The sequence below is a fragment of the Mycobacterium sp. NPDC004974 genome (genome assembly GCF_053600815.1).
In genome coordinates this window covers 412,447-433,209 of the sequence record NZ_JBSGAQ010000002.1, presented here as the reverse complement: position 1 = coordinate 433,209, position 20,763 = coordinate 412,447, and the positions used below count along the sequence as shown (strand labels likewise).

Annotated in this window: 19 protein-coding genes; 14 read left to right on the top strand and 5 right to left on the bottom strand. The window is 64.7% G+C overall.

Annotated features, from left to right (window positions below; genetic code table 11):
- Positions 1-128 precede the first annotated feature (128 nt).
- From ACWEFV_RS06985 to ACWEFV_RS06955, 7 genes are all read left to right on the top strand, one after another.
- Positions 129-644 carry a YlcI/YnfO family protein gene (locus tag ACWEFV_RS06985; RefSeq protein WP_450069597.1) on the top strand — a complete coding sequence of 172 codons (516 nt, stop codon included), beginning with the start codon at positions 129-131 and terminating at the stop codon, positions 642-644.
- Between the two features lie 72 nt (positions 645-716).
- The gene (locus tag ACWEFV_RS06980) at positions 717-1,562 is read left to right on the top strand and encodes a DUF4097 family beta strand repeat-containing protein (RefSeq protein ID WP_450069596.1); all 846 of its coding nucleotides are present in this window, start codon (positions 717-719) and stop codon (positions 1,560-1,562) included.
- 30 nt (positions 1,563-1,592) lie between these two features.
- Positions 1,593-2,552: an ATP-binding cassette domain-containing protein gene (locus ACWEFV_RS06975; protein WP_450069595.1), complete on the top strand. Its 960-nt coding sequence runs from the start codon at positions 1,593-1,595 to the stop codon at positions 2,550-2,552.
- The gene (locus ACWEFV_RS06970) at positions 2,549-3,376 is read left to right on the top strand and encodes an ABC transporter permease (RefSeq protein WP_450069594.1); all 828 of its coding nucleotides are present in this window, start codon (positions 2,549-2,551) and stop codon (positions 3,374-3,376) included. The genes ACWEFV_RS06975 and ACWEFV_RS06970 overlap by 4 nt, the downstream gene beginning before the upstream one ends.
- Positions 3,377-3,436: 60 nt before the next feature.
- Positions 3,437-4,687 (top strand): cytochrome P450, encoded by a 1,251-nt coding sequence (locus ACWEFV_RS06965; RefSeq protein ID WP_450069593.1) that lies wholly within the window; start codon positions 3,437-3,439, stop codon positions 4,685-4,687.
- Positions 4,684-4,902, top strand: coding sequence for a ferredoxin (locus ACWEFV_RS06960; RefSeq protein WP_450069592.1), 219 nt, complete (start codon positions 4,684-4,686; stop codon positions 4,900-4,902). The genes ACWEFV_RS06965 and ACWEFV_RS06960 overlap by 4 nt, the downstream gene beginning before the upstream one ends.
- 9 nt (positions 4,903-4,911) lie before the next feature.
- The gene (locus ACWEFV_RS06955; RefSeq protein WP_450069591.1) at positions 4,912-6,126 is read left to right on the top strand and encodes a cytochrome P450; all 1,215 of its coding nucleotides are present in this window, start codon (positions 4,912-4,914) and stop codon (positions 6,124-6,126) included.
- A gap of 155 nt (positions 6,127-6,281) precedes the next feature.
- Here ACWEFV_RS06955 and ACWEFV_RS06950 read toward each other — a convergent pair whose 3' ends face one another.
- A complete protein-coding gene (locus tag ACWEFV_RS06950; RefSeq protein ID WP_450069590.1) occupies positions 6,282-6,953 on the bottom strand; it encodes a TetR/AcrR family transcriptional regulator C-terminal domain-containing protein in 672 nt (223 codons plus the stop codon).
- A gap of 165 nt (positions 6,954-7,118) precedes the next feature.
- Between ACWEFV_RS06950 and ACWEFV_RS06945 the strand changes: the two genes are divergently transcribed.
- The 5 genes from ACWEFV_RS06945 to ACWEFV_RS06925 all read left to right on the top strand — a co-directional run bounded on the left by ACWEFV_RS06945 (position 7,119) and on the right by ACWEFV_RS06925 (position 11,744).
- Positions 7,119-8,120: an isopenicillin N synthase family dioxygenase gene (locus tag ACWEFV_RS06945; RefSeq protein WP_450069589.1), complete on the top strand. Its 1,002-nt coding sequence runs from the start codon at positions 7,119-7,121 to the stop codon at positions 8,118-8,120.
- Positions 8,117-9,538 carry an MFS transporter gene (locus ACWEFV_RS06940; protein WP_450069588.1) on the top strand — a complete coding sequence of 474 codons (1,422 nt, stop codon included), beginning with the start codon at positions 8,117-8,119 and terminating at the stop codon, positions 9,536-9,538. The genes ACWEFV_RS06945 and ACWEFV_RS06940 overlap by 4 nt, the downstream gene beginning before the upstream one ends.
- Positions 9,539-9,725: 187 nt before the next feature.
- A complete protein-coding gene (locus tag ACWEFV_RS06935) occupies positions 9,726-10,157 on the top strand; it encodes a PaaI family thioesterase (RefSeq protein ID WP_450069587.1) in 432 nt (143 codons plus the stop codon).
- A gap of 354 nt (positions 10,158-10,511) precedes the next feature.
- Complete coding sequence (locus ACWEFV_RS06930) at positions 10,512-10,751, top strand: hypothetical protein (RefSeq protein WP_450069586.1); 240 nt, start codon at positions 10,512-10,514, stop codon at positions 10,749-10,751.
- Positions 10,752-11,105: 354 nt separating this feature from the next.
- Entirely contained in the window at positions 11,106-11,744 is a 639-nt protein-coding gene (locus tag ACWEFV_RS06925) for a class I SAM-dependent methyltransferase (RefSeq protein WP_450069754.1), read from the top strand.
- A 253-nt stretch (positions 11,745-11,997) separates the two neighbouring features.
- Here ACWEFV_RS06925 and ACWEFV_RS06920 read toward each other — a convergent pair whose 3' ends face one another.
- The 3 genes from ACWEFV_RS06920 to ACWEFV_RS06910 all read right to left on the bottom strand — a co-directional run bounded on the left by ACWEFV_RS06920 (position 11,998) and on the right by ACWEFV_RS06910 (position 16,434).
- Positions 11,998-14,883 carry an MMPL/RND family transporter gene (locus ACWEFV_RS06920; RefSeq protein WP_450069585.1) on the bottom strand — a complete coding sequence of 962 codons (2,886 nt, stop codon included), beginning with the start codon at positions 14,881-14,883 and terminating at the stop codon, positions 11,998-12,000.
- Positions 14,880-15,314, bottom strand: coding sequence for an MmpS family protein (locus tag ACWEFV_RS06915; protein WP_450069584.1), 435 nt, complete (start codon positions 15,312-15,314; stop codon positions 14,880-14,882). Before ACWEFV_RS06915 ends, ACWEFV_RS06920 begins: the two co-directional genes overlap by 4 nt.
- A 109-nt stretch (positions 15,315-15,423) precedes the next feature.
- Positions 15,424-16,434: an NAD(P)/FAD-dependent oxidoreductase gene (locus ACWEFV_RS06910; protein ID WP_450069753.1), complete on the bottom strand. Its 1,011-nt coding sequence runs from the start codon at positions 16,432-16,434 to the stop codon at positions 15,424-15,426.
- A 129-nt stretch (positions 16,435-16,563) separates the two neighbouring features.
- Between ACWEFV_RS06910 and ACWEFV_RS06905 the strand changes: the two genes are divergently transcribed.
- Positions 16,564-17,181: a helix-turn-helix domain-containing protein gene (locus tag ACWEFV_RS06905; protein WP_210115447.1), complete on the top strand. Its 618-nt coding sequence runs from the start codon at positions 16,564-16,566 to the stop codon at positions 17,179-17,181.
- 93 nt (positions 17,182-17,274) lie between these two features.
- Positions 17,275-18,129 carry a class I SAM-dependent methyltransferase gene (locus ACWEFV_RS06900; protein ID WP_450069583.1) on the top strand — a complete coding sequence of 285 codons (855 nt, stop codon included), beginning with the start codon at positions 17,275-17,277 and terminating at the stop codon, positions 18,127-18,129.
- A 236-nt stretch (positions 18,130-18,365) separates the two neighbouring features.
- On the opposite strand, the gene ACWEFV_RS06895 is transcribed toward ACWEFV_RS06900, so the two are convergent.
- On the bottom strand, positions 18,366-20,615 hold the full coding sequence (locus ACWEFV_RS06895) for a DPP IV N-terminal domain-containing protein (protein ID WP_450069582.1): 2,250 nt from the start codon (positions 20,613-20,615) through the stop codon (positions 18,366-18,368).
- Positions 20,616-20,763 lie beyond the last annotated feature (148 nt).

Genomic DNA, 20,763 nt, shown 5'->3' with positions numbered 1-20,763 from the left:
GGCACGATCGATTGAATCTCCCGTCTTGTCGCTTGTGACCAGCGGGTTCATCTAATCCGGTGCGGAATGATGCCACTGGGAGCCATTGAGGGCTTGAAGTGGTGCCACCTGTGTGCCAAAGTGGCACCATGGACTTGACGTCGTACGTCGGCAATCTCGGGCGTGAATTCGCCACACTGGCCGAAGCTCGCGGTGACGACGCCCACGCGTTGATCGAGCGCCTGGCCGAGTCGCTTGAGTCGGCGATCCGGATGACGCTGCTGGACGCGTTGTCGGCCGCTGCAGACGAGATCACCCGGGACCTGGCCCCGGGATCGGTGGAGCTGCGCCTGCGCGGCCGCGAACCGAGCTTCGTCGTCACCGCACCTGTTGCGGAGCCGATTCAGGACGCGGCTGAGAATGCTCCCGCGATGGTGGGCGGCGACGCACTGATCGCCGAGGACGGCCCGACCGCACGGATCAACGTGCGCTTGCCCGAACAGCTCAAGACTGCGGTGGAGGAGGCCGCAGCCACTGAGGGACGTTCGGTCAATGCCTGGCTGGTCCGCGCAGCTTTGGCCGCGTTGAGGCAACCGGACCGCGACCCGCCCGCCGAGCCGCGCGGCAAGCACACCAAGCAGCGCTTCACCGGCTGGGCCCGCTAGACACCCGCCTTCCGCTACACCACGTCCCCGACCTGCGGGGAAGTTCCACGTACCCATGACGAGAGGACAGCTATGCCCAAATTCGAGACACCCGAACCGATTTCGCTCAAGGTCCAGCTCGGTGTCGGAAATGTGCGAATCGCCGCGAGCGACCGCACCGACACCACTGTCGATATACACCCGAGCGACGAAGCCGATGAATCGGACGTCCAGGCCGCCCAGCGAATCAGCGTGGACTACGCGAACGGCGTGCTCCAGATCGCGGGGCCGAAAGCGCGCCTTTTCGACTTCTCCCGCAAGAGCAGGTCGGTGGAGGTGTGCATCGAACTACCCAGCGGTTCGCGGGTTTCCGGCGAGGTGCAAGTCGGAGACCTCAACGGCACGGGCCGGCTCGGGGAGTTCAGGTTCAAGACCTCCACCGGAAACGTCCGGCTCGAGCGGACCGGTCCCCTGAGCGTCGACACCGCGGCCGGTCATGTCACCGCGACCACCGTCGCGGGGAACGCCGAGATCCACACCGGCTCTGGGCAGGTCCGCATCGGCGAAGTCGAGGGAGGCGTAGTCGTCAAGAACTCCAACGGTGACACCACGATCGCCGCGGTCACCGGCGACATGCGGGTGCGTGCGGCGAATGGCGACATCTCCGTCGGACGCGCCGGCGCGGATGTTGATGCGAAGACGTCCAACGGCAGCATCCGCCTCGACGACGTGGCCCGTGGCTCGGTCGAACTCGGGACCGCGATGGGCGACCTCGAGATCGGCGTCGCCGAGAACACCGCCGCCTGGCTGGACGTGAAAACCAGTTGCGGGCAGGTGCGCAACTTACTGGATGACACCGCCCGGCCTCGGGAGTCTGACGAGATCGTCGAGGTGCGCGCGCACACCTCGTTCGGCGGCATCACGATCCGCCGTTCCTGACCCACTTCTGGTACTGGCGAAAGGGAAACGATGACTACCAACCAATCCCAGCCGGCGATCGCCGTGACGGGGTTGCGCAAGTCGTTCGCGAACCACGTCGTACTGGACGGCATCGACCTGACCGTCCCGCAGGGAACGGTGTTCTCGCTACTCGGCGCGAACGGCGCAGGAAAGACCACCACCGTCAAGATCCTGTCCACCTTGATCAGCGCCGACGCCGGTGACGCCAAGGTCGCCGGCTACGACCTCTCCCGCGAGCCCGATGCAGTGCGCGGCGCGATCGGTGTCACCGGCCAGTTCTCGGCGGTGGACAACCTGCTCACCGGCATGGAGAACCTGCGACTGATGGCGGATCTGCACCACCTGGCCCGCCGCGACGGCCGACGACGCGCAGACCAGCTGCTCGAACAGTTCGACCTTCTCGACGCGGCCGGGAATCCGGTCTCGACATACTCCGGGGGCATGCGGCGGCGGCTCGACCTAGCGATGACCCTGGTCGGCAGCCCGCGAGTGATCTTCCTCGACGAGCCGACCACCGGCCTGGACCCGCGCAGCCGCCGGGGCATGTGGCAGATCGTCCGGGACCTGGTAGCCACCGGCGTCACCATTTTCCTGACCACCCAGTACCTGGAGGAAGCCGACGAGCTGGCCGACCGCATCGCGGTCCTCGACCGCGGCCGACTGGTCGCCGAAGGGACCACCGACGAGCTCAAGCGCCGTATTCCCGGCAGCCACGTCCGCCTGCGGTTTGCCGACCCGCTCGGCCTCGAAGCGGCCGAGGGGGTCCTCGGCGAGGTGTCACGGGACAACGATGCGCTCGTCCTGCGGGTGCCTGGCGACGGCAGCCTCCGCTCGCTAAAGACCCTGATCGACCGGCTCGAAGACCAGGCTATCGAGGTCGACGAGATATCCACGCACACCCCCGATCTCGATGACGTCTTCCTCGCCCTCACCGGAAACCCCGACAACGAGAGAGTGTCCTCTCGATGAGCCCTGCACTCGTCCTCCCCGGGCCAGCCCCGGCGAACCTCCGGTTCCACCCGCTCCGCGACTCCGCGACGATGCTGCGCCGCAACCTCAAGCACATGCTGCGATACCCGTCGATGACCGTGACGCTGCTCGGGATGCCGGTCGTCTTCCTGCTGCTTTTCGTCTACGTGTTCGGCGGCACGATGGGCGCGGGGCTGAGCGCGGGTTCAGGCGGACGCGCCGAGTACGTCGACTACGTCACGCCCGCGATCATCCTGATGACCGTGACGGCCGCAGTCCAGGGGACGGCGATTTCGGTCGCGATCGACATGACCGAGGGCATCATCGCCCGGTTCCGCACGATGCACATCGCCCGCGTCTCGGTGCTGACCGGACACGTCCTGGGCAGCCTCATCCAGACCATGCTCAGCATCGCGGCCGTCATCGGCGTCGCGCTGCTCGTCGGCTTCCGGCCCAACGCCACGCCGGGTGCGTGGCTGGCCACGGCCGGATTCCTGGTGGTGGTGACGTTCGCGCTCGTCTGGCTCTCGGTCGCGCTCGGGCAGCTGAGCAAGACCATCGAGAGCGCGAGCAACGCGGGCCTGCCGCTGCTTTTGCTGCCGTTCCTCGGCAGCGGGTTCGCCCCCACCGACTCCATGCCTCCCGGGCTGCGCTGGTTCGCCAAGCACCAGCCGTTCACCCCGATCATCGAAACCCTGCGCGGTCTACTCATGGGCACCCCGATCGGCAACGCCGCATGGATCGCGCTCGGGTGGTGCGCCCTCATCGCCCTCGGCGGCTATCTCTGGTCGAAAAAACTGTTCAACCGGGACTACCCGCGTTAGCTGCACGGCCCCAAGCCAACCGGTCTGCTCCGAAGCACCTCACCCCGCACTGGAGGAACAATGCAGCACCAGCCGTCAACAAGCTCGCCCCAGGGCGTCACCGGCGCAGAAGCGATCCCCCGACTGGCAGCCCTGCCCAACGCGCGAACCGCAAGGTGCCCCTTCGACCCGCCCGAGGAGCTGGCCAGGGTTCGCGAACGGGGTCCACTCAGCCGGCTCGTCTACCCTGACGGCCATGTCGGCTGGCTGGCAACCAGCCACGCCCTCGTCCGCGCCGTCTTGGCCGATCCCCGCTTCAGCTCCCGGTATGAGCTCATGCACCTGCCGCTGGCCGACATCGGCGACATGCCCTCGGCGCCGGTCGGCGACATCACGGGAATCGATGCGCCAGAGCACACCCGCTACCGCAAGCTGCTTGCCGGCAAGTTCACCGTCCGCCGGATGCAGCGGCTCACCGAACGCGTCGAACAGATCACCACCGAGCACCTGGACGCGATGGCGCAGCACGGCCCGCCGGTGGACCTGGTGCAGGCGTTCGCACAACCCATTCCCGCGATGATGATCTGCGAACTGCTCGGCGTGCCATACGCCGACCGCGAATTCTTCGAACGCCAAGCGGCTGCGGTGAACGACGTGGCCGCCACGCGAGAAGAGCGACACGCCGCCTACACCGCGCTCGGGCAATACGTGCACGAGCTGGTGCTGAACAAGCGGACCGAGCCCACCGACGATCTGCTCAGCGACCTGACCACCACCGACCTCACCAACGACGAACTCGCCGGGGTCGGGAGCTTCCTGCTCGGCGCGGGCCTCGAAACCACCGCGAACATGCTCTCGCTCGGTGTCTTCGCCCTGCTGTGCGATCCCGAACAACTGGCCGCGTTGCGCGCCGACCCTGGTCTGGCCGACAACGCGGTCGAGGAACTGCTGCGCTACCTGACCATCACCCCCACCGGGGTCCGGGCCGCGCTGGAAGACGTCGAACTCGGCGGTCAGCTGATCAAGGCAGGCGAATCGGTCACCATCTCGATTCAGGCCGCCAACAGGGACCCGGAGAAGTTCGCCGCCCCCGACACCCTCGATCTACGTCGGAACGCCAGCGGGCACTTGGCCTTTGGCCACGGCATCCATCAATGCCTCGGCCAACAACTGGCCCGCGTCGAAATGCGGGTCGCCTTCCCCGCGCTGATCGCCCGGTTTCCGACGCTGCGTCTGGCCATCCCACCCGAGGACGTGCCATTGCGTGATGACGCGAGTTCCATCTACGGCGCGCACCGGCTCCCGGTCACCTGGGACGGAAACGGTCGATGAAAGTCCACGTGGACCGCGACCGCTGCATCGGTGCCGGCATGTGCGCACTGACGGCCCCGGAAGTCTTCGACCAGGACGTCACGGACGGCCGGGTACTACTGCTCGATTCCGCACCACCACGCCCGCAACAGACGACAGCACGCCGAGCCGCCTACCTCTGCCCCGCGGCGGCGATCACCACCTCGACCGAGAACCCATCCCTGCCAAACGATTAGGAAATCCCGATGAGTCACACGGCACCCATCCCGCACGGCCTCCCCATGGACCGCGATGCCGGCCCCTTTGACCCGCCTCGCCAGATCACCCGGCTGCGCAAGGCGCGTCCGGTGAGTCCCATGGTGTTCCCCGACGGTCACGAAGGTTGGCTCGTCACCGGCTACGACGCGGTCCGCCAGCTCATGGCCGACACCCGGTTCAGCTCCCGCCAGGACATCGGCATTCTTCACATCCCGTACGAGACCCCGGGCATGCCTGCCGCCACCGAACCGTCCCCGCAGACCCCGGGCTTGTTCATCGCCATGGACCCGCCGGATCACACCCGGCTGCGTCGCAAGCTCACCGGCGCGTTCACCGTCAAACGTATGAAGCAGCTCGAAGAGCAGATCCTCGACATCGCAGAGCGGCAATTGGACGAGATGGCGCGCTTGACCCCGCCGGTCGACCTGGTCAAGGAGTTCGCGCTGCCGGTCCCCTCGCTGGTGATCTGTGAACTGCTCGGTGTCCCTAACGCGGACCGGGCGAACTTCCAGACCAACTCCGCCCAGTTCATGCTCAAGGACCAGCAACTCGACGAGAAGATGGCCGCCTATGGCGCAATGACCACGTACCTGGCCGAACTGATCACGCACAAACGTGCCGCGCCCGGGGAGGACATCCTGTCCGATCTGGCCCGCGATGACGACCTCACCGTAGAGGAGCTGATCGGCATCGCTTTCCTGCTATTGCTCGCGGGCCACGAGACCACCGCCAACATGCTGGGGCTGGGCACCTTCGCGCTCTTGGAGAACTCCGAGCAGCTGGCCGAACTGCGCGCCGAGCCGGATCTGCTGCCCGATGCGGTCGAGGAACTCATGCGCTACCTGTCGGTTGCCGACATCTTTTTCCGCTACGCCACCGACGACATCGAACTCGGCGGCGAAACCATCGGCAAGGGATCGACCGTCGTCATCTCGCTGTTGGCCGCCAACCACGACCCCCAGCGCTTCGACAACCCCGACACTCTGGACATCCACCGCACGGCCCGCGGTCACCTGTCCTTCGGTCACGGCGTCCATCAATGCCTGGGCCAGCAATTGGCCCGTGTCGAAATGCGCGTCGGATTCGAGGCACTCCTGCGCCGCTTCCCGACCCTGCAGCTCGCCGTCCCCGCCCCGGCGGTGAGACTCAGGACCGACATGAACATTTACGGAGTCCACGAACTGCCGGTCACCTGGACCTAGCCTCGACGCGCTACCAGCAACCCACCGCGACCTGGTGAGTAGCGCCGCGTCTGGTCGTGGTGTTGCACCGCGTTAGGTGCGCCTCGCCTGGAACTGCGCGGGCTTCGCCGGCCTGGCCTGCGAAAAATCGCATACCTGTGCTGCAGAAGGAATGGTCAATCCGACCGCGTCGGCACTGATTGTTGAGCTTGCAGTCCATCCAGCAGGTACTGCAAGCCCATTCGGTAGCTGCCCTCGAAGTCATCGTCGTACAGATAGCCGTTGTCGGCCAGGGTCGGGTATCGGTCACGATCGGCGTTCAACTGGGCCTGTCCGAGCTGGCGGTCCTCGGGGGAAATGCTCAGCGCTACCTGCGACGAGGCCGAGCCCATCACGTGGTTGTACAGCAACCAGGTTGCTGCCGACAAGCCGTGTCCGCTGAATCCGGCGCGAACCAGCGCAGCCTGCAGATTCTCCATGGAGGCAAGGAAGTTCGGGCCGATCGTGGGCCGTTGCCGTGCCGGCAACCCCGCCGCCCACGGGTGGCGCAGCAACGCACCACGCCACGACGTCACGATGTGGGTGACTTCCTCGCGCCAGTCACCGCCGTCGCCGGGTTGGGGCGCGATCGCTGCGAAGACGGCATCCACGGCGAAATCGATGACGTCGTCTTTTGTGGCGACATGCCAGTAGAGCGAAGGGGCGCCCGCCTGCAATCGGTCGGCCAGTCGACGCATGGTGAGCTTGTCGAGGCCCTCCTCATCGAGCAGCTCAATCGCGGCGTCCACGATCCGGTCCAGGGTGAGGGGCTGGCCGCCCCGGGCCGCGCGCCGCGGCCGCAGCCACACACTGCCGATCGTGGCAGCACCGCGGTCACTGCCTGTGGTTCTGGGGCTGCTCTTCACCTCGCGCCAATTCTCTCGTGCCGACCGGTAGCCGAAGCCTAGTACAGTGATTGCGTAACCGAACAGTGTTCGATAAACGATCAATGGTCGATTGAGGGTGTGGGGTTCATGGATGGCGCGCAGGAAGAAATCACGGTGGTGGACGGATTCGTTCCAGTCATCGACATATCCGCTCGACGCAGTACTGCTCGTCGGCGCGCGGTGGCCGACGCCATCGGCCGAGCGTGTGAAGCCTCGGGGTTCTTCATCGCCGTCGGTCACGGCATACCGCGCGAGCTGGTCCGCCGGATGTACGCCACGACCACAGCGTTTTTCCGATTGCCCGACACGGAAAAGGAGTGCGTCGCAACGAGACCGGGTGTATCGGGATTTCGTCGGTTCAGCGGGGCGACTGCGCAGACGCTCGGGCAGGCGGCGCCGCCGGACCTGTGCGAAGGATTCAGCACGCACGTGACCGGAGAGCTCAGCGACCACGATCGGGCCAAGCTTGGAGATTATTGGGCGTCCTGGAAACTCGCGAACGTCTGGCCGGCCCATCCTTCTGAGTTCAGGGACGTCTGGGAGGAATACACCTCGGCCGTGACTGATCTGGCACGAGATCTGGTGCGGTTGTTCGCGATTGCGCTTGGGTTGGGGGAGACGTTCTTTGATGACAAGTTCGACCGCCACGTCTCCTCGCTCACCGCCAACTATTATTATCCGCTACTGCAGGCGGCGTTGCCCGGTCAGATGCGGCGCGGGCCGCACACCGACTTCGGTGCGCTGACCGTGCTGTATCAGGAAGATGACCTCGCTGGACTGCAGGTTCGCTCGACTGCCGGTGTGTGGCTTGACGTCCCGGCTGTCCCGCAGAGCTTTGTCATCAACATCGGCGATCTGATGGCATTGTGGACCGGTGGCCGATGGGCCTCGACTATGCATCAAGTGGTCAATCCGCAGCCCGGTGTCACCTCGTCGCGCTTGTCGATTCCGTTCTTCTTTCAGCCCAACCACGACGCCCTCGTCGAACCGATGGCACCGCTGGCCGGTGCAGGCGCTGCCCCGGCACCGGTGATCGCCGGTGAATGGATCTCGGCCAAGATGCTGCAACTGTTCGCATCGACCACATGAGCGACCTGGCGGGAAACGAAAGGGACCCGGTCGGGCGCTGGCGTGACCTGGGCAGCCACTTCGGAACCGTAGTGGTGCTGGCCGGGGGGGTGCTGGTGGGTGCGATCAACATCTACCTGACAGCCAGCCTACTTCCGACAGTCGTGGAAGACATTGGCGGTGAGCGACTCTACGCATGGAGTGCAACCATCTACCTTTGCGGCCAAGCGGTCGCCACCATGCTTGTCGGGCAACTGCTTTCGCGGCGCGGCAACAGGTCGTCCTACCTCATCGGTTTCGGCATGTTTGCGGTGGGCTCGGTGATCTGCGCGGTAAGCCCGACGATGCTGCTACTGCTGCTTGGACGTGGCGTTCAAGGCGTGGCCGCCGGCCTTCTGACCGGCCTGGGCTTCGGCCTCATCCACACCACGTTGCCGCGCCACCTTTGGTTGCGGGGAACCGCATTGGTCTCGGCCATGTTCGGCGTTGGCAATCTGGTCGGACCCGCTGCCGGTGGGCTGTTTGCGCAATGGGGATCCTGGCGCGCGGCCTTCATCGTGCTGGGTTTGGCAGCAGTCACGATCGCGGCGTTCGTCCCACGCAGCCTCCCGCCGGGGCGCGTCGAGGGCCCGTCAGCCAGCGTTCCGGTCATCCCACTGGGACTGGCGATCACTGCCATCGGTGCAATGAGTCTGGCCGGCGTTGTCGGCGGCGTGGTGTTAATGGCCGCTTCACTCACTGCCGCATTCCTGCTGGTGGGGGCCTTCATCTGGGCCGAAAAACGCACCACGACACCGATCCTGCCGGCTTCGACTTACCGACCGGGATCCCCGCTGCGCTGGTTGTACCTGAGCATTCTCCTGCTTGCCTCCGGCGTCGCGGTCGAGACATTCTTGCCGTTGTTCGGCCAACGGATCGGCGGATTGTCTCCTGTTGGCGCCGGATTCCTCGCCGCGGCATTGTCGTTCGGCTGGTCGATGACCCAGCTGGCGAGTTCATCAATGCGGGCGCGCCAGATGGTCCATGGGTTCCACGTCGCTGGACCCGGGGTCCTGGCCGCAGCCTTCGCCCTACTCGCAGTGCTGCAGGTACCCGATGCGCCCCTCGCGGTGGTGATTGCCTGGCCCATCGTTTTGCTTGTCGGTGGCGCCGGCATCGGCCTAGCCATGCCGCACCTGTCGGTGGCAGCGATGGCGACTGTTGACCCAGCCGAGGCGAACCAGGCCGGCGCGGCGATCGCCACATTGCTGACGATGTCCACCGCGGTCGGCAGCGCGCTGGCCGGTCTACTCGTCAACGCCGGCGGCCCCGACATGGTTACATCGGCTCGTTGCCTGCTAGTCGGTTTTGCCGCTGTCGCCGCGCTCGGAGTGTTCACCGCGATCTGCGCCAACCGGCAACTCGACCATCACGCTGCACAGCAGATCGCCAGCGGCTGAACGTCTTCCGTGACCGAGGCAACCGGCTGGCTGATATCCAGGGACTGGACGAGATCGCGGGCGGGTAGTTCTGCGTGCCAGCAACGTACGCCTATACGCTGAAATTGGAGATAGATAACGACAACGACGATCGTGCAACGCGGCGACGGGCTACCACCGAGAACGATTGTGTCAGAAAGGAACAGCCGTGACAGTGTTTGATCAGTTCCCGAAGCCGCCGTGTGCGCGACTCCTCGGCTGGGATCTCATCGATGCCGACGCGCAGACCGGCAGGGTCCGTGTCAGCTTCCAAGCCGCTCATGCCTTCTGCAATCCGGGTGGGACCATCCAGGGCGGACTGCTGGCCGCAATGCTCGATGACACGCTGGGCCCTGCCATCCTGGTGAAAACCGGGGGGACCCACTACTGCGCGACACTCGATCTCAACGTCCACTTCATCGCACCCGCACGACCAGGAACACTCCTGGGCGAGGGCCGAGTGATCCGCTCCGGCTCCACCATCGCCTTCCTAGAGGGCGAACTCCGTGACCTCGACGGAAACCTGATTGCCACGGCCACCGCCACGGCTCGTGTTACCCCTACCGACCACTTGGATCGCCGACCGACACCAACCGAATAACCGTGCACTCGGTTCGCCCAGCGCGCCATGACACTGTTGCGGTTGGTGGGGTCGCCGCACAGCAAGTATTGGCGGGTGAGCCAATTAGGGCAGCGCGACGTCGATGTGCGCACCGGGTTCCCATGTGGCGAGGGGCAGCGTCGCAGCCGCTTAAGTGGCAGATCGCTGCTCTGAGTTCCTCCAGCGTCCGTGAACCGGGCAGTCTGCAGAGACCGTGGTTCCGTCGTGGGCGGTCTAGGTTCGACTTGTCGGTACGTCCTATTGATTCGCGTGTAAGGCAGGTCTAGCGGGTACTGCCTTGCCGAATGCGCAAGGGTAGCTGTACGACGTGCACGACACTCATAGTGTGTCGGCATGACGCCGAAAGTGCCGAATCTGGTCGTTGTACCTCCGGTCGGCCGTCGCGCACACGTTGGCGCTGTCTATCCGCAGTTCGCGACCCCTGGTCACGAGACCGCTTTGCTCTCCGAGCATCTCGCATCCTTGCTCGCGTGGCTGCCTGAGGAAGCGAGTGCCAGTGACATTGCGAACTTTCTGCTGCGCACCGGTGAGGGCACTTCGGTGCTGAATGCCCCTTGCCTCAACGATGCGTGACCGTCGGCTCAACCGATCGACTGGCCTGCTCTCGGGGCTTGCTCGGCATCGTTGCGGCGCGGTCCCCTCGACGAGTGTTGTCAGCCGCACGTAGGGGTCGGCTCGATCGCCCGTCGCGAAGCAACCAGGAGTTGCTCGCTGGGCACCTGCACGTGTTCCTATTTTGCGTGTCTAGCAAGTAGTCCGTCTATCTCGCACTGCGTTCGTACAGTGAAAAAGATTGAGTGTGCGCACTCATCGAACCGCTGAAAGCGGTCATTCGCCAACAACGAAAACCATGGCTAATGAATGGGATTGAGGATGAACGAGCGGCGACGGAATGAACGCGTTACCAACACTCCACGGCGACATGGCATCGAGGTACCGGGGCTGGACCAGGAATTCTGGGAACAACGGTGGGAATCCGCTCGCCGTACTACGAACGGACGGCCAGTCGTACCCAATTGCACGTTGACTGGTACTGCCGAGCAGCTGTCGCCGGGGGTAGCACTCGATGCCGGTTGCGGTGAAGGATTGGATGCCATCTGGCTGGCTAGCCACGGCTGGACGGTCAGTGCGGTTGATTTCATCGCCAGCGCACTAGAGCGTGGGCGCGTGCACGCCGAGCAGACGGGCGCCGAGGTTGCGCGTCGAATCAACTGGGAGCAAACGGATCTGAGTGTCTGGGTGCCGCCAGAGGGTGCCTTCGATCTAGTTTCGGCGCACTATTTGCACGGCATTGCGCAGCGGGAAGTTCTGTTCCGACGGCTCGCTGCGGCAGTGCGTCCGGGCGGAGCGCTGCTGATCGTGGGCCACCACCCATCCAATGCAGATTTCGCGGGCGGCCAAATGCCGGAAGCCGTGTTCTTCTCTACCGCTGACGTGATGAAGGTGCTCGACGAGAGCTGGAGTCTGGTCAGGGTGGATGACAATGTGCCGCAGCGTGAGATCACCGACCACGACGGTAGGGTTCGAACGCTCCGATCAGCGCTGGTCTGGGCGCAACGGTCATAGAACGCAATGCCGTCGACGATCGAGCGGCCTCGCACTCCGGTTCCAACAGTCGTCCCCGGGTGCGGGCCACCGATCTCGACATCTCCTTGTGCGATCCGTATTCCGTGCAACGCGGAAGCGACCAAACCCCAACGGATTCTCCGCCAATGGTCTGCTAAAGGCGGTGACCTGCTCGTTAATGTCATATGTGTGAACATGATTGGCAAAAATCGACAGGGTCCAGCAGGGATCGGCACCCGTCGTCTGAGCCAACTCATTCCGCTCCCTGGCCTTGGGGTACTTCATCTAAGCTGTGCCGCCCCGCCGATCCCACGCCTACCAACTGCCTCGCTGGCCGGGCTGGTCGGGTCCGTACATTCTGCGGCCACCAGAACCAGCGACCCATTAGCGCGGCGATGGTTGGCATCATGAAGGACCGCACCACCAGGGTGTCGAAGAGTAGACCGAGGCCGATCGTGGTCCCCACCTGAGCCATTACTCGTAGATCGCTCACCGCGAATGTCATCATGGTGAAGGCGAACACCAGACCCGCTGATGTCACCACGCTGCCGGTGCCGGCCATCGACCGGATGATGCCCGTCTTCAACCCCGCCCCGCGTTCCTCCTTGAAGCGGGCCACTAGAAGTAGGTTGTAGTCCGACCCGACGGCGAGCAGGATGATCACGGACATGCCGAGGACCATCCAGTGCAACTGAAGTCCAATGATGTGTTGCCAGATGAGTACGGACAATCCGAACGAAGCAGCCAGCGAGAGCAACACCGTACCGACGATCACCAAAGCGGCCATGACTGCGCGGGTGATGATCAGCATGATGACGAAGATCAGGCAGAGGGCGGATACGGCAGCGATCATCAGGTCGTATGTGGTGCCATCTTGCATGTCCTTGTAGGTCGCCGCGGTGCCGCCGAGGTAGATCTTCGACGTTTCCATAGGTGTGCCCTTGATCGCTTCGAACGCGGCATTTTTGATCTGGGCGATGTGAGTGATGCCCTCAGGGGTTGCAGGGTCTCCCTGATGGGAGATGATGTAGCGCACTGCCTTTCCGTCTGGTGACACGAACTGTTTTAGGCCCCGCTTGAAGTCGGGATTGTCGAAGACTTCAGGGGGAAGGTAGAACGAATCGTCGATCTTGGACTTGTCGAACGCCTCACCCATCGCGTTCGTCTGATCCTGCTGATCTTGCTGGTCTTGCAGACCCTTTTGCGTGGCGTAGTTGGTCAGGATCCGGTGGCGGTTGGCTTCCTGACTGGCGATTTGGGGCGGAAGCAGGGCATTCAGCTTCGTTTGAGTGGCAGCAAGCTTGTCCAAACTGGCGGTGATGGTTCCGAACTGGTCGGAGAGTTGGCTGATGCCGTCGATGGCATCGAACACCGATCGCATTGCAGCACAGGAGGGGATGTCGAAGCAGTGAGGTTCCCAGTAGAAGTAGTTGCGCAGCGGTCGGAAGAAGTCGTCGAAGTTGGCGATCTTGTCGCGTAAACCGTTCACGATCGGAACGATGTCGCGAAAGGCGTCTGTTTGCTCATTTTGGGCTGCGGCGTTCTGCTTCTGCAGCTCCATCTGTTGTCTCAGGATGTCGATCGTCTTGGAGATGTCATCGGCCTGGGCAAGAAGGTCCGCGGTGCGCCCTTCCGAATAGGACTGGTTCAGCTGTTGGGTGACGCCCTGCATGCCGATTTGGTATGGGATTGAGGTGTGTTCGATCGGTGTGCCCAGTGGTCGTGTGATGGTCTGCACCCGCGCGATGCCGGGAAGGTGGAAGACGGCCTTGGCGATCCGGTCGACGATGAGCATGTCCGCAGAATTGCGGAGGTCATGGTCGGCTCGGAGCAGGAGCATTTCGGGATTGAGGCGGGCTTGAGAGAAGTGTCGGTCCGCCGCCGCGTAGCCCTCGTTGGCCTCGATGTCGGCAGGCAAGTAGGCGCGATCGTTGTAGCTGGTCGTGTAGGAAGGTAGAGCAAGGAGACCGATTAGGGCGACCGCAATGGACGCCACCAGAATTGGGCCCGGCCAGCGGACGACAGCGGTGCCCACCCGGCGCCAGCCGCGGGTTTTCATGGTGCGTTTAGGGTCCAGTAGGCCGAATCGGCTTGCCACGGTTAGCAGGGCGGGTGCCATGGTAAGCGCGGCCACTGTTACGACGAGCATGCCGATCGCCAAGGGCACACCCATGGTCTGGAAGTACGGCAACCGGGTGAAACTGAGGCAGAAGGTTGCTCCGGAGATCGTCAGACCCGAGCCTAGGATGACGTGAGCGGTCCCTCGGTACATGGTGTAGTACGCGGTTTCGCGGTCCTCGCCGGCTCGACGTGCTTCGTGATATCGGCCCATCAAAAAGATCGCGTAGTCGGTGCCCGCAGCGATCGCGAGCAAGGTAAGCAGGTTGACTGCGAACGTGGAGAGCCCGATCACTTCGTGATAACCCAGAAATGCCACGACGCCCCGGGTGGCCATCAGCTCAAACATCACCATGAACAGGACTAAGACCACAGTGACGATAGAGCGGTAGACAAGCAGCAACATCAACACAATGACCCCCATGGTCACTGCTGTAACCAGTTGCAGACTCTTGTCGCCCGCGTCCTGTTGGGCCGAGGCCATCGGACCCGGTCCGGTGACGAAGACCTTCAAACCGGGCGGCGGCGGAGTAGCGCCTACCACGTTCTTGACCGCCTGGACGGATTCATTGGCCAACGTCTCACCCTGGTTGCCGGCGAGGTAGAGCTGGACGTAAGTCGCCTTGCCGTCGGGGCTTTGCGCGCCCCCCGCGGTCAGCGGATCACCCCAAAAGTCCTGGACGTGCTCGACATGCGTGGTGTCGGCTTCGAGCTTCTTGATCAGGCCGTCGTAATAGCGATGTGCTTCCTCGCCGAGTGGTTTCTCGCTCTCCAGCACGATCATCGCCGAGCTATTGGAGCCGAACTCCTCAAAGACCTTGCCCGCCAGCATCGTTGCCTGCAGCGACGGCGCGTCGTCTGGAGTCAGGGACACCGCGTGCTCCTGGCCGACGACCTCCAACTGGGGCACGACGACGTTGACAATGGCGGTTAGCGCCAGCCATCCCAGCAATACCGGCACGCAAAACACGCGAAGGAACCGCGGAATGGCCGGGTGGGCGGCAATACGGTTGTCGCTCATGCGGACTTCACCAGGCAGAAAGTCTGAGCGCTTACGCCTACGGACGTGTTCTCGTCCTTAATTTCGTCGTTGACGGTGATGCGGCAGCCGATGCTGTCCCCGTCGCCCTGGGCGACGATCGTGACACTCGCCGCGGGCGCAGTGGTGCTGAGAGTGACCGACCAGGGCAGAGGGGCATCCCTCACCCTCTGCGGCTGGGCGTCTAGATCGAGATAGTTGATAGTCGCCACGGCGCCTTCCTTCCCGAAGATCTCGTACTTCACAACTTTGGGGTTGAACGGCTCGGGGTCTTCGGCGAGGCCGGCGCCGGGGCGCGTGACCTCGTTGTCGGACCCGAACATGCCGTGCATGCGATGGACCACGAATCCTGATATCGCGACGACAACCACTATGAGCAGCGGAATCCACGCACGCTTGACGAGACGAGTCACCGAATGCCTTCGCCGACGCTTGCGTAATCGGACCTGTCGATCGCGATGACTTCCCTTGTGCGAGTTACTAGTTCGTCGACGCCATCGGCGGTCGGCGGCCAGGGGAGCGTCATCTACTGTTCTCCTCCCGCCCGAAAGCGGGGGGAGTGGTCCGAGACCGCACGGCAACCAGGGCCGCATTCGTGTCGGCGATAGCTAGGTCGGCGTTCATGTGCGAGGCAGCGAGGGCGCCCGCAGCCGCGGCCGCGCCGACTTGCGCAGCCAGATCAGTGGCGTTGCCGGCGACCCACACACCCGGCACTTCGGTGGTTCCTGCCATCCCTGTCACCAAGCCGCGGCCCATGCCGCCCGGCAGATCCGCCATCGGCAGCCGCAAGCCATCGAGACCGTCGGTGCGGGCCTGCATCCAAGTGAGTACCGACACGACGCGTCGGGGCACGACCTGTCCGTTGGTGAGCCGCACACCCGTGATGCCCGTCTCGTCGGACCGGATCTCCGCGACCGGGGTGTCGACGACGCGGATACCGCGGGCGGCGAATCGAGCACGGGTGTCCTCGTCCAGCTCGGTGCCGCGAGTGAAGTACACGAGGTCTTCGGTCAACTGGCGGAACAGCTGCGCGTGAAGGATCGAGCCCGAACCTCCTGCCAAGACGCCGATGGGTTCATCGCGTACCTCCCACCCGTGGCAGAACGGGCAGTGCACGACGCCCTTGCCCCAATGCGGGGCCAGTCCGGGGATGTCGGGGAGTTTGTCTCGCAGTCCGGTGGCGACCAGCACGCGGCGCGCCTGCACGGATCGACTGTCGGAGAGCGTGATGGTGAAGCGCGGATCTCCCTCCGCAGAGGGCGCATCCGGGGCGGCGGAGGTTACCTCGCCGGCTACGACTCGCCCGCCGTAGCGCCGCACTTCCTCGCGGCCGCGACGCAGCAGTTCCGCCGGCGGTGTGCCGTCCAGGCCGAGCAGGGCGTGCACGCCCTCGGCGGGTGCATTGCGGGGAGTGCCGCAGTCGATCACGATGACCGAGCGGCGCAAGCGGGCCAGCATTAATGCGCCACTAAGGCCTGCGGCCCCGCCGCCGATCACCACGGCGTCAACCACATCACCCGGCAGCAGGTCCATCACTCTGTCGGCAGTTGTCACAGGCGTCGTCCCACCCTTTTTCTCGTGTTAGTTGGGGTCCAGACCGGTCGCCGGTCGGTATGTGATGAGCGTAGGCACGCCTTGCCATATCGACATATGATCATGCCTATGACGCAAGAAAGTGGTGATCTGGACAGCCTGGTGCGCAAACGCATTCGCGCTCTGCGTGTTGCGCAGGGTTGGTCCTTGGATGAGTTGGCCACCCGGGCACGACTTAGTCCGTCGTCGCTTAGTCGCATCGAGACAGGCTCACGACGCCTCGCCTTGGACCAACTTGTCACGATCGCTCGAGCCCTGGACACGTCGCTGGACCAGTTGGTCGAAACCGAGGCCGACGACGTGATCTCTCACCCGACGGTCGATGCGGCCCACGGGGTAATGCGGTGGCCGATCAAGGCGAATTCCGGCATGACCGTGGTACGCATGCGCATGACGAACCCGCCCCCGGAGAATCCCGCACGCATGCGTGCTCACCCGGGGCAAGAGTGGCTCGTTGTCCTGTCCGGCACCGCGGTGCTGATGCTCGGCCACCGTCGTTTACGGGTGGAGACCAACGAGGCCGCCGAGTTTCCCACCATGCTGCCGCACGCGATCGGCGCCGAGGGTGGACCGTGTGAGATCTTGGGCATCTTCGACCGCGACGCCCGCCGGGCGCACCAATCCGATAAGGAGACGACCGCAGGGAACAACGGCCAGGGTGATCGGATCGCCCGCTTGTATTCCTGACTACTTGCGCATCTGTCGGCTCGAGCAACCTTCGCCTTGCCGGCCGCGCAAGACGTGGTGCATGAAGCGCATGCCTCGACTTACCGTCGACGCATGACGTTATCCGCGCATGACCGCGGCGCTCACGGCGCAGATCGGTGTGGGGTCCAGGACCAGGCGGAAATCCTCGACCTCGACGCGGAACTACTTGCCGAGCACACCGCATCCATCACCGCTTTGCTGCCCGTCAACGTGTGCCCTCACCAGATCCTGGATTTGGGCTGCGGGACAGGCGCGGGCACCTTCGCCCTGCTCGCACATTTCCCTGAGGCGCACGTGACCGCCGTAGACTCCGCGGTCAGTCACCTGCGGCGCGTGCGAGAAAGGGCCTGCGAAGCTGGAGTGGCCGACCGCGTAAGCACCGTTCAGGCCGATCTCAACGCGACATGGCCGGACCTCGGCGAACCGGACTTGGTGTGGGCGTCGGCCGCCCTGCACCACATGGCCGATCCCGACGACACTTTGCGCCGGGTCCATGACACTCTCGCCCCCGGCGGACTCCTCGCCGTTGTCGAACTCGCCGGCTTCCCCCGGTTTCTGCCCGATGATGCCCCAATGGGCCAGCCTGGCCTAGAGACGCGCTGCCACAACGCGATTGACCGCCGCCACGCCGGCCAATTACCCCACCGGGGTGCCGACTGGGGGCCCAGGCTCACCGCTGCCGGATTCACCGTCGAAGTTGAACGCACGATCACCGTCAACATCGAGCACTCCCGATCCGAGGCGGTAGGCCGCTACGCACTCCACAGTCTCCGCGGTATGCGCAGGGCCGCGGCCGACGTGCTCTCGGTCGATGACCTCATTGCGATGGATCAGCTGCTCGACATCGAAGGCCCACACAGCATCCTGGGTCGCGATGACCTTGCAGTACGCACTGAGCGCGCCGTGTGGGTCGCACGCCGCACGTGATCGTCGACAGACTGCTTGTCTACCCGGCGGGGCTACGCCGCCGCCGTGCTTTCGACGCACTTGACGGGAATCAGGTTCCTCCGCAACAGGAGTCGAACACTTCACCGACACCGACGCACGATCCCGACCGTCGTCACTGCCGGAGCCGGTACACCCGCAGCAACGGCTACAAACAGTACGGCGTCGCGCATCTGGTCAAGTTGATGCGCATCAAACGACTGAAGGCCGTGCGCGGTTTAGCCCCCTAGGGTCGGCAGCGGCAACGACGTGAGCCGGTAGCCCGGCGGCTCGGTGCCGTGCAGATGCCTGACGAAATAGTCCCAGGTGCGGCGCAGGAAGTAGTGCTGCCGGCCAAGCAGTGCGTGTTCGGCGCCGGGGATCATGATCAGGTCGAAATCTTTGTCCTCCTTGATGAGAGCGTCGACCAACCGCATCGTCATGTAGGGGTGCGCGTTGTCGTCGAGTTCGCCGTGGATGAGCAGCAGTTTGCCCGTCAGATTGGCGGCCAGGGTGGTGTTCGAGATGGCGTGCTTGCCGTCCTCGCTCACATCACCGTGGTAGTGCTCGGCCCACATGGCCAGGTTGACGGCGTTGTCGTGGTTGCCGGACGTCGCGACGGCCACGTGATAGGACTCCGGGTACATCAGTACCGCACGGGCTGCGGCGAACGCGCCCGCCGACTGCCCGGTGATACCGACCCGGCCGGTGTCCAACCACGAGTGACGGTGACCCAGTTCTCGGATCGCGGCGATGTGGTCGTCCAGGGCTCCGGCGTTGCCGAGGTCTCCGTAGGAGTGATCGTGAAAAGCCTTGCTGCGCCCGGCCGTACCCCGCCCGTCGATGGCGATGGCCGCGAACCCGAGTGCCGCGAATGCCTCGGGCTCACCCTGGTGCGGCGGGTCGAAGGACGGTCCGGCGCGGTAAACCTGGGGCCCCGGATAGATGTGTTCGACTATCGGGTAGCGCTGCTGGGGGTCGAAGCCGTGGGGGCGCCACAGCAGACCGTAGATCGGGGTCTTGCCGTCCGCGCCGGTGACCCGGAACCGTTCCGGTGGCTGCCACCCGAGGGCCTCCAGTGCGGCGGTGTCAGGGGATTCGAGTTCCACGAGTTCGTTTCCGTCACCGTCGAGGACGACCGAACGCGGCGGCAGGCTCGGCGACGATGCCCGATCGACAAGGTAGCCACCGTCGGGCGGACTCACCGGGTCGTGGTCCAGGTCGTCGTCGGTGAGCCGGGTGAACCCGGCACCGTCCAGGTCGATCCGGCAGATCTGCCGCAAGTAGGGATCGTGTTCGACGAGACCGGCCGCGACGAACCACAATTGCCTGCGGTCTTCGTCGACCCACAGCAGCGCGCGAACGAGCCACTGCCCCTCGGTGATCCGGGTGACCTCCCGGCCGTCGGCCGAGTAGAGATAGAGATGGCCCCAACCGTCACGTTGGGACCACCACACGATCTCGCCGGACTTCAGCACCCGCACCAGGTGCGGCTCACCCAGCTGTGGTGCAGGGTCGACGCGGGTTTCACCGGTCTCGCTAATGACGGTGCTCACCTCTCCGGTGGCGGGGTCGAGACGGCGCAGTTCCAAGGTGCGTGCGTCGCGTGAGTGGTGCAGGAAGTGCACCGTGTTCTCGTCTGTCCACCACGCGTACACCAGGGCGGTGTTGTGCATGATCGGCGTGGGCTCGGTCTGCTGGGGAATGACCTTCCGTTCGGCCACATCCAGCACGTTCCACGTCATGGTCGCCACCGCGTCTTCGCCGGGCATGGTGTACCGGGTGCGATGTTCGACGGGCCGGCCGCCGTCGGCCGGGGCCGACTCGACGAGGACCAGCTCCGGGAGATCCCGTTGGTCGATGCGCTGCACGAGGATTCGGGTCGAGTCGGGTGACCAGTGCAGGATCGTCAACGGCGGCAGGCCGACTGCTCGCATCAGCGCACGACCTCCGGTCGTATCGGGCAAGCCGCCGTAATCGAACAGCGGTTCGGCGTCGTCGGTGAGCGCGAATTCCGGCTCCCCTGGGCGCCGGACCCAGATATCGCCGTCGCGCCGGAACGCCACCCAGGCCTCGTCGGGTGACGGCGCCTCGCCGGGCGCGGGCGGCGCCGCCGCGCCGATGCTCAGGCCCGAATCGTCGGACCACTGCCACCGCTCGCCGAACGCAGTGAACCGCATGGTGGCGTCGTCGCGGATGTCGACTGCGGTGATCGGCAGGTCGGTCCCCTCCGCCGCGTGGCCGGAGGCAGCCGACAGCGCCGATGCCAGCCTGGCATGGTCGAAGGCGTCCTGGCGGCTTTTGTCCGCGAGGTTCACCATGCGGTAGCGCGTGCCGATCCGGTACCAGAACCTGGCGCCGTCGGCGAGCCACTGTGGCTGCAGTGAGCTGCCCGGCACCCGGCGCGCACGATAGGGAGCGAGCATCTGCTCGGCGCGGGCGTAGTCGGAATCTGTCAGCGTCGTGGGTTCATGCGTCACGACATCCATGGCACACCCGGACGTTGCGGCATGGTCAAGCCCCGGCTTGACCCCGCTGAACATGGGCGCGGTGTCGACGGCCACTGCGGTGCCTGTGCTGATACATCGCCAACGGCGTCGTCGCTGCGGTGATGTCCAAGGGGCTCCGGCATACTGG